Annotated in this window: 18 protein-coding genes; 15 read left to right on the plus strand and 3 right to left on the minus strand. The window is 64.3% G+C overall.

Annotated features, from left to right (window positions below):
• Window positions 1–87 precede the first annotated feature (87 nt).
• Window positions 88–2,397: a Tex family protein gene (locus ACT6VE_RS05600; RefSeq protein WP_444797624.1), complete on the plus strand. Its 2,310-nt coding sequence runs from the start codon at window positions 88–90 to the stop codon at window positions 2,395–2,397.
• Between the two features lie 140 nt (window positions 2,398–2,537).
• On the plus strand, window positions 2,538–3,431 hold the full coding sequence (gene bla / locus ACT6VE_RS05605; protein WP_444797625.1) for a BKC/GPC family carbapenem-hydrolyzing class A beta-lactamase: 894 nt from the start codon (window positions 2,538–2,540) through the stop codon (window positions 3,429–3,431).
• Window positions 3,432–3,462: 31 nt separating this feature from the next.
• Here bla and ACT6VE_RS05610 read toward each other — a convergent pair whose 3' ends face one another.
• Window positions 3,463–3,786, minus strand: coding sequence for an ArsR/SmtB family transcription factor (locus tag ACT6VE_RS05610; protein WP_444797626.1), 324 nt, complete (start codon window positions 3,784–3,786; stop codon window positions 3,463–3,465).
• A 72-nt stretch (window positions 3,787–3,858) separates the two neighbouring features.
• On the opposite strand from ACT6VE_RS05610, the gene ACT6VE_RS05615 reads away from it, so the two are divergent.
• Together ACT6VE_RS05615 and ACT6VE_RS05620 are read left to right on the plus strand one after the other, a co-directional pair.
• Window positions 3,859–4,347 (plus strand): SRPBCC domain-containing protein, encoded by a 489-nt coding sequence (locus ACT6VE_RS05615; protein WP_444797627.1) that lies wholly within the window; start codon window positions 3,859–3,861, stop codon window positions 4,345–4,347.
• 65 nt (window positions 4,348–4,412) lie between these two features.
• A complete protein-coding gene (locus ACT6VE_RS05620) occupies window positions 4,413–4,775 on the plus strand; it encodes a hypothetical protein (protein WP_444797628.1) in 363 nt (120 codons plus the stop codon).
• Between the two features lie 54 nt (window positions 4,776–4,829).
• Here ACT6VE_RS05620 and ACT6VE_RS05625 read toward each other — a convergent pair whose 3' ends face one another.
• Window positions 4,830–5,564 carry a L,D-transpeptidase gene (locus ACT6VE_RS05625; protein WP_444797629.1) on the minus strand — a complete coding sequence of 245 codons (735 nt, stop codon included), beginning with the start codon at window positions 5,562–5,564 and terminating at the stop codon, window positions 4,830–4,832.
• Between the two features lie 351 nt (window positions 5,565–5,915).
• On the opposite strand from ACT6VE_RS05625, the gene recO reads away from it, so the two are divergent.
• The 7 genes from recO to vapC all read left to right on the plus strand — a co-directional run bounded on the left by recO (window position 5,916) and on the right by vapC (window position 12,491).
• The gene (recO, locus tag ACT6VE_RS05630; RefSeq protein WP_444797630.1) at window positions 5,916–6,680 is read left to right on the plus strand and encodes a DNA repair protein RecO; all 765 of its coding nucleotides are present in this window, start codon (window positions 5,916–5,918) and stop codon (window positions 6,678–6,680) included.
• Window positions 6,677–7,186: a PaaI family thioesterase gene (locus ACT6VE_RS05635; RefSeq protein ID WP_444797631.1), complete on the plus strand. Its 510-nt coding sequence runs from the start codon at window positions 6,677–6,679 to the stop codon at window positions 7,184–7,186. Before recO ends, ACT6VE_RS05635 begins: the two co-directional genes overlap by 4 nt.
• A 97-nt stretch (window positions 7,187–7,283) precedes the next feature.
• Complete coding sequence (locus ACT6VE_RS05640; RefSeq protein ID WP_444797632.1) at window positions 7,284–10,163, plus strand: DUF2339 domain-containing protein; 2,880 nt, start codon at window positions 7,284–7,286, stop codon at window positions 10,161–10,163.
• 36 nt (window positions 10,164–10,199) lie between these two features.
• Entirely contained in the window at window positions 10,200–10,853 is a 654-nt protein-coding gene (locus tag ACT6VE_RS05645; protein WP_444797633.1) for an HD domain-containing protein, read from the plus strand.
• Window positions 10,854–10,932: 79 nt separating this feature from the next.
• Complete coding sequence (locus ACT6VE_RS05650) at window positions 10,933–11,778, plus strand: MOSC domain-containing protein (RefSeq protein ID WP_444797634.1); 846 nt, start codon at window positions 10,933–10,935, stop codon at window positions 11,776–11,778.
• An 81-nt stretch (window positions 11,779–11,859) separates the two neighbouring features.
• Window positions 11,860–12,093: a type II toxin-antitoxin system VapB family antitoxin gene (vapB, locus tag ACT6VE_RS05655; RefSeq protein ID WP_444797635.1), complete on the plus strand. Its 234-nt coding sequence runs from the start codon at window positions 11,860–11,862 to the stop codon at window positions 12,091–12,093.
• Window positions 12,093–12,491 (plus strand): type II toxin-antitoxin system tRNA(fMet)-specific endonuclease VapC, encoded by a 399-nt coding sequence (gene vapC / locus ACT6VE_RS05660; RefSeq protein ID WP_444797636.1) that lies wholly within the window; start codon window positions 12,093–12,095, stop codon window positions 12,489–12,491. The genes vapB and vapC overlap by 1 nt, the downstream gene beginning before the upstream one ends.
• 35 nt (window positions 12,492–12,526) lie before the next feature.
• On the opposite strand, the gene ACT6VE_RS05665 is transcribed toward vapC, so the two are convergent.
• Window positions 12,527–13,519 (minus strand): magnesium transporter CorA family protein, encoded by a 993-nt coding sequence (locus ACT6VE_RS05665; RefSeq protein WP_444797637.1) that lies wholly within the window; start codon window positions 13,517–13,519, stop codon window positions 12,527–12,529.
• 298 nt (window positions 13,520–13,817) lie between these two features.
• On the opposite strand from ACT6VE_RS05665, the gene ACT6VE_RS05670 reads away from it, so the two are divergent.
• The 4 genes from ACT6VE_RS05670 (at window position 13,818) to nadC (ending at window position 18,932) form a co-directional block, all read left to right on the plus strand.
• Window positions 13,818–15,053, plus strand: coding sequence for an MFS transporter (locus ACT6VE_RS05670; protein ID WP_444797638.1), 1,236 nt, complete (start codon window positions 13,818–13,820; stop codon window positions 15,051–15,053).
• Window positions 15,054–15,221: 168 nt separating this feature from the next.
• Window positions 15,222–16,301 carry a quinolinate synthase NadA gene (gene nadA, locus ACT6VE_RS05675; protein WP_444797639.1) on the plus strand — a complete coding sequence of 360 codons (1,080 nt, stop codon included), beginning with the start codon at window positions 15,222–15,224 and terminating at the stop codon, window positions 16,299–16,301.
• Window positions 16,302–16,388: 87 nt separating this feature from the next.
• Complete coding sequence (locus tag ACT6VE_RS05680) at window positions 16,389–17,987, plus strand: L-aspartate oxidase (RefSeq protein ID WP_444797640.1); 1,599 nt, start codon at window positions 16,389–16,391, stop codon at window positions 17,985–17,987.
• 39 nt (window positions 17,988–18,026) lie between these two features.
• Window positions 18,027–18,932 (plus strand): carboxylating nicotinate-nucleotide diphosphorylase, encoded by a 906-nt coding sequence (gene nadC / locus ACT6VE_RS05685; protein ID WP_444797641.1) that lies wholly within the window; start codon window positions 18,027–18,029, stop codon window positions 18,930–18,932.
• Window positions 18,933–18,981 lie beyond the last annotated feature (49 nt).

Consider the following 18,981-nt stretch of genomic DNA (forward strand, 5'->3'; position numbering starts at 1 on the left):
CTGTGAGCAGCCTTTCGGTTGGCCTGTCGGAAGCCGCGCACTATGTTCGCCCCCCGCCGTCCGCGCGTCACCCCAGAGGAGTTCCCCATGGCCCCGACCCCGCTCAAGATCGCGAACCTGATCGCCGCCGAGATCAAGGCGACCTCCGCGCAAGTGATCGCCGCTGTCGGCCTCATCGACGAGGGCGCGACCGTGCCTTTCATTGCGCGTTACCGCAAGGAAGTGACGGGCGGGCTTGACGATACGCAGCTGCGCAACCTTGCCGAACGGCTGACCTATCTGCGCGAGCTGGAAGCCCGGCGCGCCTCGATCCTCGACTCGATTTCGGGGCAGGGCAAGCTGACGGACGAACTCACCGCCAAGATCGCCGCCGTCACGACGAAGGCCGAGCTCGAAGATATCTACCTGCCCTACAAGACGAAGCGCCGCACCAAGGCGGAAATCGCCCGTGAACGCGGTCTTGGTCCACTCGCCGAGCAGATTCTGGCCGACCGCGGGCTGGTGCCGTCGGAACTTGCCGGAAAATTCCTCTCCGCCGAGGTGCCGGACGTGAAGACGGCACTTGAAGGCGCGCGTGACATCGTTGCCGAACAGTTGACCGAAAACGCCGACCTGCTGAAGCGCCTGCGCGAATACATGAAGGGCAGCGCGTTCCTGCGCTCCCGCGTGGTCGAGGGCAAGAAAGAGGCCGGCGCAAAGTTCTCCGACTATTTCGACCAAACCGAGCGCTGGGCGACGGTGCCGGGCCATCGCGCACTCGCCATGCTACGCGGCTGGAACGAGGAGTTCCTGTCCGTCGATATCATCGTCGACCAGGACAATGTCGATCCGGTCAAGCCCGTCGAGCGCATCATCGCCTCGTTCTATGCGGTCGGCACGAAGCCGGGCGACAAGTGGCTCGCCGAAGTCATCGGCTGGACGTGGCGCGTGAAACTCTCCATGTCGCTCTCGCTCGACCTGATGCGGGAGATGCGCGAGCGTTCGGAAGAGGAGGCGATTCGTGTCTTCGCCCGCAATCTCAAGGACCTGCTGCTTGCAGCACCCGCCGGCACGCGCGCCACGATGGGCCTCGACCCGGGCATCCGCACCGGCGTCAAGGTCGCGGTGGTCGACAACACCGGCAAGGTGATCGAGACGACGACGGTCTATCCCTTCCCGCCGAAGAACGACGTGCGCGGCACGCAGGCCGAGCTGGCCAGCCTCATCCGCAAGCACAAGGTGGAGCTGATCTCGATCGGCAATGGCACCGGCAGCCGCGAGACCGAAAAATTGGTGGCGGACATGCTGGCTCAGCTTCCAGCGCCGAAGCCGACAAAAGTCATCGTTTCGGAAGCCGGCGCTTCGGTCTACTCCGCCTCGGAAACGGCGGCGGCCGAATTCCCGAACCTTGACGTGTCGCTGCGCGGCGCCGTCTCCATCGCGCGCCGCCTTCAGGACCCACTGGCCGAACTCGTCAAGATCGAGCCGAAGTCGATCGGCGTCGGCCAGTACCAGCACGATGTGGATCAGGGCAAACTCTCCCGTTCGCTCGATGCCGTGGTGGAAGACGCGGTGAATGCGGTCGGCGTCGATCTCAACACGGCGTCCGCACCGCTGCTCGCCCGCGTTTCCGGTCTCGGTAAATCCTCGGCGGAGGCGATCGTTTCGCATCGCGACGCCAATGGGCCGTTTGGAAGCCGCAAGGAACTGATGAAGGTCGCCCGCCTCGGCGCCCGCACCTTCGAACAGTGCGCCGGCTTCCTGCGGATCCCGAACGGCAAGGAGCCGCTCGACGCCTCGTCAGTGCACCCGGAAGCCTATGGCGTCGCCAAGAAGATCGTTGCCGCCTGCGGCCGCGACGTGCGCACCCTGATGGGCGACAGCGCCGCCCTCAAGCAACTGGATCCGAAAGTCTTCGTCGACGAGCGATTCGGCCTGCCGACGGTGAAGGACATTCTGGCGGAACTCGAAAAACCAGGCCGCGATCCGCGCCCGGAATTCAAGACCGCGACCTTTGCCGATGGCGTCGATGACATCAAGGACCTGAAGGTCGGCATGCTGCTCGAAGGCACGGTGACGAATGTCGCCGCCTTCGGCGCTTTCGTCGATATCGGCGTGCATCAGGATGGTCTCGTGCATGTCTCACAACTCGCCGACCGGTTCATCAAGGACCCGCACGAGGTGGTGAAGGCCGGCGACGTGGTGAAGGTGCGCGTCACCGAAATCGATGTGCCTCGCAAGCGCATCGCGCTGACCATGCGCAAGGAGGGTGGTGCGCCCGTTGTCCGCGACAACGCCCCGCGCAACGACAAGAACGCGCAGATGAATCCAAAATTCAGCCAGGCGGCGCCAAAGCAGCCGGCACCGTCACAAGGAGCATTCGGCGCGGCGCTGGCTGAGGCGATGAAGCGGAAGTAAGCCCAAATTTTCCTAATGGCTGCCGGCAGAAATCGTCGTTTGTTTTGGGCCGCTGGCTTTTGCATAGTCGTGACATGGGCGGGCTCGAACGGGCCGGAACGGCGCGACGCGCATCCGGTGTTGACAGACAGGAAAATGACATGACGATCACGATTTCACGCCGGCAGGCGATTGCCGGCGCCTTGCTTGCCGTTCCGGCGGTTTCCGCATTGACCGGCGCCGCCGCCGTTGCAGCGGATGGCGCCCTGGAAAAGCGGCTTGCGGCGCTGGATGCGCCTCACAAGGGCCGCATCGGCGTTGCCATACTAAATCTCGCGACGGGCGCGCGGCTCGGCCACCGCACCGACGAGCGCTTCTTGATGTGCAGCACCTTCAAGGCGCTGCTTGCCGGGCACATTCTGGCCCGTGTGGACCGAGGAGAAGAAACCCTCGACCGGCGCATCGTCGTCAAGACGTCCGACCTCGTTGAGTGGGCGCCGGTGGTGGAAAAGCGCGTCGGTGGCGATGGCATTTCGATTGCCGAACTCTGCGAGGCGACGATCACGCTGAGCGACAATGCCGCCGCCAACCTGTTGCTGGAAGCCTCCGGCGGGCCGAAGGCCGTCACTGCGTTCCTGCGCGGCTTCGGAGACGACATTACGCGCCTCGACCGCACGGAGCCGACGCTCAACTACCACGAAACGCCGGACGACGAACGCGACACGACGACCCCGGTCGCCATGGTCGACACACTGCACAAGCTGGTCTTCGGCAATGTGCTGTCGCCGCGCTCGAAGGCGCAGCTCGCCGCCTGGCTCGTCATGAACAAGACGGGCGACACGCGGCTTCGCGCCGGCTTCCCCGCCGACTGGATGACCGGCGACAAGACCGGCACCAACGGCGACAAGGCCGGCAATGCCAATGACGTCGCCATCGGCTGGTCGCCGAACCGTGGCGCGATCATCGTCAGTGCCTTCGTCGAAATACCGGGCATTTCCGGCGACGAGCGCAACACCATCATCGCCGAGATCGGCCGCATCGCCGCCGAAGTCTGATATTGCTGAGGCGCTGCCGATGGGCGGCGCCTCAGCCCTCCAGTTCGCCCTTCAGCGCCGACAGCACATTCATCGCATGGCCGGCATATTGGCTGATCCAGCGATCGTGGATCGCCTGGATCGGCATGGCGTTGAGGTGGTTCCAGCGCTCGCGACCCTCGCGGCGCGGAATGACCAATTCGGCGTCTTCCAGCACCTTCAGGTGCAGCATGACCGTGCAGCGGTCCATCTCCGGAAACTTTTCGCACAGTGCGCCCGTCGTCAGCGGCGCGTGCTTGATCGCGTCCAGCATTTGCCGCCGCTTCCCATTGGCGAGCGCCTTGAAGATGGCGTCTTCTTTCGATTCGCTTGACATGTTATGTTTTTATAACATATTTTGTCCGGGTACAAGATGGAGGAGGGCGCAATCGCCCCGAAGGAGGACGGCATGACGCTGGAATTTCGTGTGAACGGGCGGATCGGCAAGCCGGTCGCCGAGGTTTTCGACGCGGTGGTCAATCCGCAAAAGCTGAGCGGCTACTTCACCACGATCGGCGGCGCGAGCGGTCCGCTCGTCGAAGGCACCACGGTCACCTGGTGGAACATGGCGCCGGTCATCGTCGACAAGGTCGAGGAGAACGCGCTCATCGCCTTTCGATGGGACGCCATGATCGAGGAGAGCGAGGAGCCCTACAAGACGCGCGTCGAGATGCGCTTCAAGGAGCTCGATGACGGCGGCACGATAGTGACCATCGCCGAAGCGGGCTGGCGCGAAAACGAACGCGGCCAGAAATCCTCGTACATGAACTGCGAGGGCTGGTCGCAGATGCTCGCCTGTATGAAGGCCTATGTCGAATACGGCATCAACCTGCGCGACGGCTACTACCCGAGCGAGCTCAAGGGCGTAGTCGCCGCAGAACAGCAGGATTTCACCTAGGGCAATTCCAGCGAAAGTGTGCAGCGGTTTCGCGTCCGGAATTGCGCAAGAACAAGGAGAACGTCATGACAACTGAAATCAAAGGCGGCATCAACATCGCCATGAAGGTGCCGTCACACCAGTACGAGGCGACCATCGCTTTCTACCGCGACGTCGTGGGCCTGAAGCCATTCGACGAGAAAACGCCGGCCACGGGTTTCGAACTGGGACCGAACCGGCTGTGGATCGACGAGGCGCCGAACTACAGCCAGGCGGAAGTCTGGCTCGAACTCTTCACACCGGATCACGCGGTGGCGCTCGGCCACCTCGAGCAAAACGGCGCCGTGCGCTGCGACGCCGTCGAAGATCTCGGCGAGGGCTTTCGCGGCGGCTGGATCATGAACCCGGCCAACATCGTGCACATGGTGCGCGAGCCAGACGCCTGGTGACGAAGCAATTCCAGGAGAGGTGTGAAGCAGCTTTCCTGGAATTGCGCCAAAAGACTAAATCGCCGCCGGTGGCACCAGGCCGTCGGCGGCAGCCATCGGCACGGGCTCATGGGCCGGCGTCTGATGCTGGAGCACCACGACGCGGCTGCCGGTCGGCACGCGGCCATAGAGGTCGATGATATCCTGATTGAACAGCCGGATGCAGCCGCTCGATACCGCCTTGCCGATCGACCACGGCTCGGATGTGCCGTGGATGCGGAAGAGTGTGTCCTTGCCGTCCTTGTGCAGATAGAGCGCACGCGGCCCGAGCGGGTTGGTGAGACCCGGCTCCACGCCGCCCGCAAATTTCAGGTTCCGCTCGGGCTCGCGCTCGATCATGTTCTGCGTCGGCGTCCAGCGCGGCCATTCCGCCTTGCGGCCGATGCGCGCGCCACCCTCGAATTCCAGCCCCGATTTTCCGACGCCGATGCCGTAGCGCATCGCCATGCCGCCATCCTGCACGAGATAGAGGAAACGGTCCTGCGTATCGATGACGATCGTGCCGACCGGTTCCACCGTCTGGTAGGCCACCAGCTGGCGGAAATATTGCGGGTCCACCCGGCTGATGTCCATTGCCGGCAGCGGGAAGCGCTCCTCCGGATGCGGCCCGTACATCGCGACATGCATCGGATCCGGCCCCTTCTTCTTCACCGGTTTGGCGGTGGTGACGCAGCTTGCCAGCGTGGCGGCAAGCGCGAGGAGGGCGACGGAACGGAGAGCCGCGCAAGCGCGGATGCGGGACACACACATGAGTTGGGCACCTGTCATTTCGATTTCAGTTTCGGCCTTGGCAGCCTTTGGGCGGTTCTTCGAAGGCAAAGCGGGCATCGGCAGGGCGAGAAGAAAGCGAAACTGTGGCAAGGGCTTAGGTGTGGCGATCGGGCCACGCGTCGTTCCGCCGCATGAGGCGCCTGTTAGTTCGTCCCCCCCCACATCCGCCTGCCGGCACCTTCTCTTCGCGAGGAGAAGGGGAAAATGGGAGGTCGGACCCCTCCCTTCTCCCCTCGGGGAAAAGACGGCCCGAAGGGGCGGTTGAGGGTGTGTGCTCGGACAAGAGGGCTCCCGCTTGCGGCCAACCAGCCGAGGGCGTAAGGCTTGGCCATGCAGTGGAGTGATGAAGCCATCGTTCTGGGCGTTCGGCGCCATGGCGAGACGTCGGTGATCGTCGAGGTGATGACGCGCGACCGCGGCCGGCATCTTGGCATGGTGCGCGGCGGGCGCTCGCGGACCATGCAGCCGGTGCTCCAGCCGGGCAATTCCGTGGACGTCACCTGGCGGGCGCGGCTCGACGAACATCTAGGCGAATTCCGCATCGAACCCCTGGAACTGCGCGCCGGCCGGCTGATGGAAACGGCAACCGCCGTCTACGGCGTGCAGGCCATGGCGGCACTGCTACGCTTCCTGCCCGAGCGTGATCCGCATCCCCATCTCTACAATACGCTGGCCGTCATCCTCGACCACCTGCACGAGCCCGTGGATGCCGGCGAACTCTTCGTGCGCTTTGAGCTTGCCGTGCTGAACGACCTCGGCTTCGGCCTCGGCCTGCTCGAATGCGCCGCCACCGGCACGCGGGAAAACCTCTGTTACGTCTCGCCGAAATCCGGCCGTGCCGTCTCGCGCGAGGCCGGTGCGCCCTGGGCCGACAAGATGCTGGCACTGCCCGCCTTCCTCGGTGACGAGAGCCGGCACGCCGCCGATGCCGCAGCCCTTGCCGAAGGGTTCCGTCTGACGGCCTTCTTCCTCAACCGGCATGTCTGCGAACCGCGCGGGCTGGAGCTTGCCAGCGCCCGCGACGGCTTCGTGCAGGCGGCACTGAAGGCGCTCAGCATGCCAAGACACGACCAACCGAAAGAGGCGAGTGCATGACGGTCGAAATCTATCCCGGCCTGACGGTCGGCGGCATCGGCACGCTGCCGTTTGACGTGGTGAAGCGTGACGGTGGGCTCAAGGTGTTGCAGGCGATGCTTGCCGGCGATCTGCCGGCGCCGCCGATGGCCAAGACGCTCGCCTTCAGCATGACCGAGGTGGAAGATGGCCGCGTCGTTTTTGCCGGCATGCCATCGGTCGATCACCTCAATCCGCTCGGCACGGTGCATGGCGGCTGGACGGCGACGGTGATGGATTCGGCACTTGGCTGCGCGGTCTTTTCCGTCATCAAGCCGGGCGAGGCCTACACGACCATCGAATTCAAGCTGAACCTCGTGCGGCCCGTTCTGCCCGGCATGGGCGAGGTGTTCTGCGAAGGCAAGATTATCCATCGCGGCCGCACCATCGCGACCTCCGAAGCGTGGCTGCGTGACGGCAATGGCAAACTGCTCGCGCACGGCACGGAAACCTGCGCCATCTTCCCGATCGAGAATCTCACACGCTGACAAGCGAAGAGAATGCCGGCCTGAAACGTAACCCCATTTGGCGTTTGGAAAAAACCGGGTAGTCTCGCCGCCCGGATACTGCCGTGCTGGAGTCGCAATGCTGGAAATCCTCTCCCTGGTCGCCATCGGCCTGGCCCTCTACACCCTCAATGCATCGCGCAACAGCGCGCAGAAGATCGGCGAAGAGGTGATGCGCCTGAAGCGCGAGGTCGAGGCGTTGAAGGCGGGTGGCGTTGCTGTTCCGGCCGAGGCAGCCGCAGCGGCGGCGACGGTGGCAATCGAGGCCGCGCCTGACGAGACGTCGGAGGCAGCGCGAGAAGAGGTGACCGAAGCGCCGGCACAAACCGAGTTTACGAGCCCCTGGAGCGGCGCGCGGGACGAGGTGGAAAAAGGCCGGTCGATCTTCGGCGGCACGACGCCGGCGGATGCCGTTGTGGCAAACGAAACGGCCGAAGACGTCGTTGTTCCTGCTGCTGCCGCTGTCGCAGCTAAGCCGAAGGAAAGCTTCGAAAGCCGCATCGGTGCGCGCTGGGCTGTCTGGGTGGGCGGCATCGCGCTGGCGCTCGGCGGCATCTTCATGGTCAAGTATTCCATCGAAGCCGGCCTGCTCAGCCCGGCCGTGCGGCTGTCGCTTGCGGCGATCTTCGGCCTCGTGTTGATGGCGATCGGCGAGTTCGTGCGCCGCCGCACCCAGCCGCTCATCGCCAACGCCTTCCAGAACGCCATGATCCCCGGCGTGCTGACGGCGGCCGGTGCCATCACGCTCTTTGCCGTCACCTATGTCTCCTACGAATTCTATGGCTATGTCGGCCCGGTGGCGGCGTTCGTCCTTCTCGCCGCCGTTTCTTTCGCGACCATCGGCCTGTCACTGCTGCACGGGCAGGCGCTTGCCGGCCTCGGCCTGCTCGCCTCCATGCTGACGCCCGCGCTGGTCTCCACCGAGGAGCCGAGCGCCTGGAGCCTGTTCGGTTTCCTGAGCGTCGCCTGGCTCGCGACCTTTGCCGCCTCCCGCATTCGCCATTGGCAGGTCGTGCCGGCGCTCGCCAATGCCGGCATGGCGCTCTGGGCCGTGCTCTACCTGTCCGCAGCGGACAAGGTCGAGGTCCTGCCGGTGCTGGTCGCGCTGCTGGTGCTGGCCGTTGGCCATGGCCTGCTCTGGCCGGGCAATATTGCGGAGGAAGACGTGCCGGTGCCGACTGATGCCGCCTCTGCCGGTCCGCTGGACCGCCTGTTCACCCCACCCGCCGTCGCCGTGTCGCTGACCGGTGCGCTCGCCCTGGTCTTCCCGGCACTGCTGCTGGCAAGTGCCGTGCCGGCACTGTCGCGCGCGGATTACGGTTTCGCCATCGTCGTGATGGCGTTGGCTGTGCTCGGCGCCCTGCGCTTCTGGGCGATCTATCCGGCGCTCCTTTCCGCGGTCGGTGCCGTCGCCGGCGTGGTGGCGATGGCAAACCCGCCGGGTGGCATGCTGATCGACGGTTTCGGCAGCCTCGCGCTGCCGGCGCTGGACGGCGTCATTCCCGCGCCGCCGATGGCGGAAGGCACCATCCCCATGGCGGCTCTCGGTTCGGTGCCGGTCAACCTGCTGCTGGTTCTCGCGGTCGCCTATGCCGCCGTCGCTCTTGCGGCGGTACGGCTGCGCATGGCCGGCTCAAGCCCTTTCGCGGCGCTCTGGAGCCTGCTGGCACCCGCCGTGCCCTTTGCGATCCTCGCCATCAGCTTCCTCAATTTCGGAAATCTCTCCTTCGACCTGAAGCATGGCCTGCTGGCCACTGTGCTCGGCCTCGTCTTCTTCGCCGCAGCGGAGGTTTTTTCGCGCGAACGAAGGGAGGAGGGCGGTCTCTTCATTCCGCAATGGGCGCTGGCCGCCGGCGGATTCGCCTTCCTCGTCCTGGCGCTGCATGCGCTGACGGATGGTCTTGCCACGACACTCGGCCTCATGGTGCTTGGCACGGCAGCCGTCTTCGCAACGCGTGTGCGTGCCTGGCCGGTGCTGCCCTGGCTGTTGGCTGGTGCAGCGGCCGTCGTCGCCGGTCGTATCGCTTGGGAACCAACCATCGTCGGTGCGGCGAACCTGTCGAAGACGCCGGTCTTCAACCAGCTTCTCGCCGGCTACGGCATTCCCGCAGTGCTTCTCGCAATCTCTGCCTTCGAGCTTCGTCGCTGGCCGGGAGAGCGCATCCGCAACCTCATCCAGGCACTCGCCAGCCTCTTCGTGCTGCTGACCGCAGCGATCCTCGTGCGCCATGGCATGAACGGCGGTGTGCTCGACAGTTCCGTGCCGACGCTCGGCGAACAGGCGACCTATACGTTGCTCGTCATCGGCGCCTCGGCGATCATGATGTCGCTCGATCTGAAGTCGCCGAGCCCCGTCTTCCGCTACGGCTCGATGGTCGTCGGCGGGCTGTCGGTCCTGTCGGTGCTGAGCGCCCATTTCATCGGCCTCAATCCGTATTTCACCGGCGAACTGCTCGGCAAATGGCCGGTCCTCGATCTCCTGCTGATCGGCTACCTGCTGCCCGGCGTGGCCTATGGCGGCCTTGCCTGGTATGCGCGCAATCGCCGCCCGATGCCCTATGTCATCATGCTGGCGCTGACCGGCGTTGCGCTCGTCTTCGCCTGGGTCACGCTCTGCGTCCGCCGCTACTGGCACGGCGAGGGTATTGCCGACTGGAAGGGGTTCCTCCAGCCGGAGACCTACACCTATTCCGTCATCTGGCTGCTGCTCGGCGTGCTGCTGCTGGTGGTCGGGTCTAAGGTCGATTCCAAGAGCATCCGCCTGGCCTCCGCCGGCCTCGTGCTGATCGCCGTGATCAAGGTCTTCCTCATCGACATGGCGAACCTCGAAGGCATCCTGCGGGCTTTGTCGTTCATCGGCCTCGGCGCGGTGCTGATCGGCATCGGCCTGTTCTATCAAAAGATCCTCTCCGGAAAGTCCGGGACGGACGAAAAGGCGGAATTGAACGCAGAGACGTGACGGGTTAGGTCATGGGCAACCACATCTGGATTGCCCATGTCCTTCACCTGCCTCGCCGCCGCCTTCCAGCCTCTCGGGGGCCTTGCCGAACGCCTTCTGCCACAGGCCTTTGCCCCCGATGACGGCTCGCACGATGCCGCCCATCTCATCCGCGTGTGGAAGAACGCCCGCCGCATCCAGGCCGAGGAGGGCGGCGACCTGCGTCTGCTCGCGGCCGCCGTGCTGCTGCATGATTGCGTGGCGGTCGAAAAGAACTCGCCGCACCGGGCCGAGGCCTCGCGCCTCGCCGCCGAAAAGGCCTCCGGCCTGCTGGCCGCCGAAGGCTGGAGCGAGGCGGACGTGGCAGCCGTCGCCCACGCCATCCTCACGCACAGTTTTTCCGCCAACATCGCGCCGGAAACGCTGGAAGCGAAGATCGTGCAGGATGCCGACCGGCTCGATGCCATCGGCATGGTGGGCGCTGCACGCTGCTTCTACATTGCCGGACGCATGGGCAGCGGTCTGTACGATCCCATGGATCCGCTTGCCGAAAACCGCCCGCTCGACGACAAGGCCTTCGCCATCGATCATTTCGAAGTGAAGCTGTTCAAGCTGGCGGATGGCTTCCAGACGGCGACAGGCGCGCGCATGGCCGGGGAGCGCACGCAGCGCCTGCGGGCGATCCGCGATATGCTGCTGGATGAAATCTGAAGAAAAACATGCTTTTGTTCCGCCGGATTGAATCGGTTCGGCAGCGTGTTGAATCGAAATTTCAGGAAAGGTCGCTGCAATGAAGGTCGAAGGCCTCAACATCCATCCGCTGAAGAGCGGCCGCGCAATACCGGTCGAAAGCGCGAGCGTCCGCCTCGACGGTCTTGCCGGCGACCGGCGCTACATGATCGTCGAGCCCGACGGCCGCTTCATCACCCAGCGCGAACTCCAGGCGCTTGCCCGCGTCGAGGCGACGGCGGTGGGGGAGAGCCTGCATCTCGAAATGGAGGGCCGCCAGCTCTTTGCCAGCTTCGAGCCGGACGACCGCCTCGACGTGACCATCTGGGACAGCCCGGTGAGTGCTGCCGTCGCCGACGAGGCCATTAACGAGACGCTCTCTGAATGGTTCGTTCGTCCCGTCAAACTCGTGCACATGGATGCGGCGGCCAAGCGTGCCGAGGGCGAGGACTGGGCAGGCGAGCCGGCGCCGGTCGGTTTTGCCGATGGTTTTCCCGTCCTCGTCACCACGACCGGCTCGCTCGCCGATCTCAACAGGACGCTCGCCGCCAAGGGCCAGGAGCCCGTCGGCATGGACCGCTTCCGCACCAACATTCTCGTCACCTGCGATGAGCCCTGGGCGGAAGATCTTTGGGAGGCGATCGAGATCAACGGCATCGTCTTCGACTTCGTCAAACCCTGCGCCCGCTGCGTCATGACCACGCAGGACCAGCTGACCGGCGAACGCATCGGCGGCAACCCCATCCAGGGCCTCGCCGAAAAGCGCATGTCCGGCGACCGCCGCGTGCCCGGCGTGCTCTTCGGCTGGAACGCCGTGCCGCGCGGTGAAGGCGAAATCCGGCTCGGCGATGCGGTGCGCGTGACGAAGACGCGCACCGAGCGTTGGCCGATGAAGATCAGGGCTTAACTTCCAGAGGGCGTCTATTCTTGCGTTTTTCGCCTCCGGCTCCTATGTATATCCCAATGGGATATCACAGGGAGAGGGCGCATGGCCAATTCGACCGTTTTCACCAGCAATCGCAGCCAGGCCGTGCGGCTTCCCAAGGCCGTGGCCTTTCCGGAAGATGTGCATCTGGTTGACGTCCTCAAGATCGGCCGCAGCCGCGTTATCGTTCCGCAGGGCCAGAGGTGGGACGACCTCTTCCTGAATGGGCCGCGCGTCAGCGACGATTTCATGAGCGAACGGGAGCAGCCAGCAGCGGAAGAGCGCGACGCCTTCTGATGCTGACCTATATGCTCGACACCAACATCTGCATCTACGTGATGAAGACCTACCCGCCGGCGGTGCGCGAAAAATTCAACGCGCTCGCCGAGCAGCTCTGCATATCGAGCATTACGCTTGGAGAACTGCACTACGGCGCAGAGAAGTCCGCCCGCCGCGCTGAAAACCTTGTGGCGATCGAGCACTTCGTGGCGCGGCTGGAGATCCTGCCGTTTGCCGACAAGGCTGCGGCACATTACGGCCAGGTTCGTGCCGAACTGGAACGAGCGGGCACGCCCTGCGGTCCCCACGACATGCAGATCTGTGGCCACGCCCGCAGCGAGGGGTTGATCGTCGTCACCAACAATCTGCGGGAATTTGTCCGTATGCCGGGTGTCAGAGTCGAAAACTGGCTGTAATCGACCCTGACACGCAGGACATGCTCTTTAAGGCGCTAAACCCAGCCGCGCCGTTTGAAATAGAGGAACGGGATCAGCGCGGAGACGATCATCAGGCCGACCGCGTAGGGGTAGCCGAAGTGCCATTGCAGTTCCGGCATCAGCTCGAAATTCATGCCGTAGGCTGACGCGACCAGCGTTGGCGGCAGGAAGATCACCGAGGCGACGGTGAAGATCTTGATGATCTGGTTCTGCTCGAGATTGATCAGGCCGAGCGTCGCGTCGAGCAGGAAGTTGATCTTGCCTGACAGGAACGCGGCGTGGTCGCCGAGCGAGACGGCATCACGCTGCACGAGCTTGACGACCTGCCGGATTTCCTTGGAAGGCCGGCGTGTCGGGGTTTCCAGCGCAGCGTGATAGGCGACGAGGCGCGAGATGCTGACGAGGCTTTCGCGCACGCCGCTCAAAAAATCGCCCTTGCGGCCGAGCTGTTCGATCAGCGCTTCGAGGTCCCGCGTCTTCTTGCGGGACGGCCCCTTCTTGCTGCGGAAAACCTCGCGCGAAATGCCGTCGATCTCGTTGCCGAGCCGTTCCAGCACGTCCGCCATGCGATCGATCACAGCTTCGATGACGCCGAGCATGACGTCTTCGCCGGTCTCGTAGGAATGGCCGTTGCCGCGCAGCGCGCGGTTGCAGAAGGTGACGAAGGGTTTTGCCTCCGCATGGCGCACCGTCACCAGCGTCGGTCCGCGCAGGATGAAGGTCACCGGCGTCTTGGCCGGCTCGTCGCCGTCGAGATTGGTGAGTGCGGTCATCGTCATGAAGGCCGCGCCGTCCTCCTGATAGAGGCGGGCGGACAATTCGATGTCCTCCATCTCCTCGCGCGTCGGCATGGAAATGTGCAGGGCCGCCTCAACGGCCTTCACTTCCTCGACGGTCGGGGTGAGCAGATCATACCAGAGGGCAGGGGCGATCGCCTGCTCGATGGCGGGGTTGGAAATTTCGCGCAGGCAAAAGCGGTCAGCCTTGCGGGCATAGATTTGCAGCATGTTTCGCTCCTCTGAGGGCATTCTCGCCATCCGGAGCAGGCCGTAGCCTTTTACCGGAAAGGTCGCTCGATCGCTCTCGATAGTCGACTGTCGGGGTCCATTGATCTTATCCGGGTTCCATTGGCGTCCTGTGACACCTGCGGTGCACATGCGCCCAAAATGCATTCGCGTCAAGCACATCGGGCCATCGGCGGAATCGGATTGTTTCATCAATCCGGCTGATCGCTCGGTCAATTAAATTCGCTTTTGTTAATTCATGGCTGGACATAGGTTTCGGATCCATATTTCGGAGAAGCCTATGCCCGCCCCATCCATCGCTGCGGCCCCCGCCGCAAGCCGGCCCATGCCCTGGCCCATCATCATTGCCGGCTCGCTGATCGCCGTGCTGACCTTCGGCCCACGCTCGGCGATGGGTTTTTTCCAGTTGCCCATGTTGCAGGATACCGGCTGGGACCGCACCACGTTCGGCCTCGCCATGGCGTTCCAGAACCTCGCCTGGGGTGTCAGCCAGCCGTTCTTCGGCGCCATCGCCGACAAGTTCGGCACCTGGCGCGTGCTGCTGGTCTCCGGCCTCGTCTATGCGCTCGGGCTCTTCCTGATGTCGCTCGGCACCTCGACGCTCTGGCTGCATATCGGCGGCGGCGTGCTGGTCGGCCTCGGCGTCGGTTCCGGTTCCTTCGGCATCCTGCTGTCCGCCTTCGCGCGTAACGTCACGCCCGAGCAGCGCTCCATGGCCTTTGGCATCTGCACGGCGGCGGGTTCCGCCGGCATGTTCCTGTTTGCCCCCCTGTCGCAGGGCCTGATCAGCGCCTATGGCTGGTCGGACAGCCTCGTCTATCTCGGCATCCTGATGCTGCTCGTGCCGCTGATCGCCATTCCGCTGCGCGGCAATTCCTCCTCCGGCATTACGTCTGCCACGGAATACAAGCAGACGATCGGCGAGGCGCTGAAGGAAGCGCTCGGCCATCGCAGCTACTTGCTCCTCGTCGCCGGCTTCTTCGTCTGCGGCTACCAGGTCGCCTTCATCACCGCGCATTTCCCCGCCTATCTCGGCGATCTCGGCATCGATGCGCGTTATGCGGTGATTGCGCTGGCGCTCATCGGCTTCTTCAACATCATCGGCTCGCTTGCCGCCGGCGTCATCGGCCAGCGCTATTCGAAACCGTATTTCCTGGCCTATATTTACATCGCCCGCTCGGTGGCGGTGTCGGCCTTCATCCTCCTGCCGAAGTCGCCGGCTTCGGTCATCATCTTCGCCATCGTCATGGGCTTGCTCTGGCTCTCCACCGTGCCGCCGACCAATGCGCTGGTCGCCATCATGTTTGGCACCAAGCATCTCGGCCTGCTCGGCGGCATCGTCTTCCTGTCGCACCAGGTCGGCTCGTTCCTCGGCGTCTGGATGGGCGGCTACCTCTACGACCATTTCGGCACCTATGATCCGGTGTGGTGGCTCGGCGTGGCGCTCGGCATCTTTGCCGCGATCGTGCATTGGCCGATCGAGGAAAAAAGCGTCCTGCGCCCGGCAACGGCCTGAAAAAATGATGCCGCCGCCCGAAAGGAATTCGGGCGGCGCTTCTTGCAAACCGTCATAAAAGTTTCTAAATCTGAACCATCGGCCCATGCCGGTTTTGTTTTACAGCCGTTATGCTCAGATTGAGCAAAATGGCGAGGCCGCGGGAAGGCGGCGGAAAGGGAGGGTTTCATGACCACTCTGGCCCGGAATGCGGCAGGAGCCGAAGTCGTTCGTCCGCTGACCGCTGCGGAGCGCTTCGGTGTGCTTGAAAAGCCGGACCTCACCTTCACGCCGGAAATCGCCCGCGAGACCGAGCACCTTTACGAGAAGGTGAAGCAGTTCATCCCCGCCTTCGAATGGCCGGTCTATGCGCCCTATATCGCCGCCATCAACCGGCTGAAGCGCGAGCGCGGCGCGGTCATTCTCGCGCACAATTACCAGACACCGGAAATCTTCCACTGCGTCGCCGATATCGTCGGCGATTCGCTGCAGCTTGCCCGCGACGCGGGCAAGGTCGACGCCGAGATCATCATCCAATGCGGCGTGCACTTCATGGCCGAGACCTCGAAGCTGCTGAACCCGGAGAAGACCGTGCTCATCCCGGATTCGCGCGCCGGCTGCTCGCTGTCGGAATCGATTACCGGTGAGGACGTTCGCCTGCTGAAACAGCGTTACCCGGGCGTGCCTGTGGTGACCTACGTCAACACGTCGGCAGACGTGAAGGCGGAGACGGACATCTGCTGCACCTCGTCCAACGTGCTCGCCGTCATCGAGAGCCTGGAGAGCGACACCGTGCTCTGCATTCCCGACGAATATCTGGCGATGAACGTCGCCAAGCAGACCAACAAGAAGATCCTGACCTGGAAGGGCCATTGCGAGGTGCATGAGCGCTTCACGGCGGCCGAACTGCTGTCCTACAAGGAAGCTCATCCCGGCATCGAGATCATCGGCCATCCGGAATGCCACCCGGACGTCATCGCCGTCTGCGATTTCGCAGGCTCCACTTCGGGCATGATCAACTACGTGAAGAACAACCGCCCTTCGCGCGTGCTGCTCGTCACCGAATGCTCGATGGCCTCCAACATCCAGGCGGAGCTGCCGGGTGTCGATTTCATCAAGCCGTGCAATCTCTGTCCGCACATGAAGCGCATCACGCTGCCGAAGATCCTCGACAGCCTGGTGAACATGACGGAAGAGGTTCTGGTCGACCCGGCAATCGCCGATCGCGCCCGCCTCGCCGTCGAGCGGATGGTGAACCTGAAGCAGTAGGCCGCCCTCCATCTGGAGGAGGGGCCTCAATGCCCCACGGCCAGTCTCTCGGCAGGGAGACTGAGCGGCGCGTCGGAGGAGTAAGACATGCCCATTGATAGTTTCCGCCCGCAATCCTGGAACGGCATCGATGACATCGTCATCGTCGGTGGCGGCCTTGCCGGCCTGTTCTGCGCGCTCAAACTCGCGCCGCGTCCCGTTACCATTCTCGCCGCGGCGCCGATCGGGCAGGGAGCGTCCTCCGCCTGGGCGCAGGGCGGCATTGCCGCGGCGATGAGCCCCGGCGATACCTTCGACAAACACGTCGCCGACACGCTGGAAGCCGGCGCCGGCATCGTCGATGAGAAGATGGCGCGCTTCATGGTCTCCGAAGGCCCGGCGCGCATCCATGACCTGCTCGATTATGGCGTGCCCTTCGATCGCGATCTTGAAGGCAAGCTCATGCTCTCCCGCGAGGCCGCCCATTCCGAGCGCCGCATCGTGCGCGTCAAGGGAGACATGGCCGGCAAGGCCATCATGGAGGCGCTCATCGCCGCCGTGCGCAACACGCCGTCGATCCGCGTGCTGGAAGGCTATGTCGTCGAGGAGCTGGTGCGCGAGGGCCGATTCATCTCGGGTGTCGTGGCGCGGCCGGATGCCGGCCAGGCGAAGAACCGCGTGCATTTCCCGGCGCGTGCCGTGGTGCTGTGCTCGGGCGGCGTCGGCCATCTTTTTGCGGTGACGACAAACCCGTGGGAAGCCTGCGGCCAGGGCGTCGGCATGGCGGCGCGCGCCGGCGCCATCATCGCCGACCCGGAATTCGTGCAGTTCCACCCGACCGCCATCAATATCGGCCGCGACCCCGCACCGCTCGCCACCGAGGCCTTGCGCGGCGATGGCGCCCATCTCATCAATTCCGCCGGCCACCGCTTCATGCTGGATATACACGAGGACGCCGAACTCGCCCCGCGCGACATCGTCTCCCGCGGCGTCTTCGCCGAAGTCCAGGCCGGTCGCGGTGCGTTCCTCGATTGCACCAAGGCGGTGGGCAGCCATTTCCCCGACATGTTCCCGACGGTCTACGCCTCCTGCAAGGCCGCCGGCATCGACCCGGTGACGCAGCCGATCCCCGTCGTACCCGCCGTGCACTACCACATGGGCGGCGTTCTGACGGATGCGGAGGGTCGCACCTCGATCGATGGCCTGTGGGCGGCAGGCGAGGTCACCTCGACCGGCGTGCACGGCGCAAATCGCCTCGCCTCGAACTCGCTGCTCGAAGCCGTCGTCTTCGCCGCGCGCATCGCGGAAAACATCAAGGGCATGCTGCCGGAGCCGAAGATCAACGATTGGGGCAAGAACGCCGGCGAAAGCGATGACCTCGTGACCATCGAGGACAGCCCGGCGCTGACGCGCCTGCGCCGCATCATGAGCGATCATGTCGGCGTCATCCGCACCCGTGACGGTCTCAGGGCGGCGATCCGCGAGATCGCGACGCTGGAGCGCGAAAACAGCCGCATGCGCTTCCACAACATCGTCACCACGGCAAAACTCATCACGACCGGTGCCTATCTGCGTGAAGAAAGCCGCGGCGGCCATTTCCGCTCCGATTTCCCCGAGCAGAAGGCAAACTGGAAGCACCGCACCTTCCTCACGCTTGCAGAGGCGGAAAAGGTGGTTGCGGAGCTTTCGGAAACGGCGGCGGCGTAACGGCGCCATCGCGATCAAACAACGAAGCAGGATAAGCCCATGACCACCCCCTATCTTCCCGTCCTCTCGCCGCTGATGGTGGAGGATCAGGTGCGTGCCGCTTTGTCGGAAGATCTCGGCCGGGCGGGTGACATCACCAGCCAGGCGACGATTGCGCCGGATGTCGTGGCGAGGGCGGAATTGAATGCGCGCGAGGATGGCGTCGTTGCGGGACTCGATCTTGCCCGTGCGGCTTTCCGGCTGATGGATCCCGCGATCCACTTCGAGGCCTTTGTGAAGGATGGTGACAGGCTTGCTCCCGGCGCGGTGATCGCCCGGGTTTCCGGGCCGGCCCGCGCCGTGCTTTCGGCCGAGCGCGTGGCACTCAATTTCCTCATGCATCTCTGCGGTGTCGCCACGCACACGGCACGGTTTGCTGACGAGATCGCGCATACGGCGGCGAAGGTCTGCTGCACGCGCAAGACCATTCCGGGCCTGCGGGCGCTGGAGAAATATGCCGTCCGCATGGGCGGCGGCTCGTCGCATCGTTATGGCCTCGATGATGCGATCCTGATCAAGGACAACCACATCGCGGTCTCCCATGGGGTTGCCGGTGCTATCCGCGCCGCCCGCGCCTTTGCCGGCCACCTCGTCAAGGTCGAGGTCGAGGTGACGACGCTGGAAGAGCTGGAGGAGGCGCTGGAGGCACAGCCGGACGTCATCCTGCTCGACAATATGGGGCCGGAGCTGCTGCGTCGTGCCGTTGAGATCAACCGCGATTGCGCCGGCCTGACCGACGCGACCTATGCCGCCGATCCGCGTCGCGTGAAGCTTGAAGCCTCGGGCAATGTGAACCTGAAGACGATCCGCGCCATTGCCGAAACGGGTGTCGACTATATTTCGACCTCCAAGATCACCATGGCCGCGCCGACGCTCGACATCGGCCTTGACGTCGTTGTGAGCTGATCGGGCGGAACACGCCACGGCACGATGCGTTCCCGCTCCGTAGGAAATC

It is taken from the genome of Shinella sp. (genome assembly GCF_052438155.1).
Lineage (GTDB): Bacteria > Pseudomonadota > Alphaproteobacteria > Rhizobiales > Rhizobiaceae > Shinella.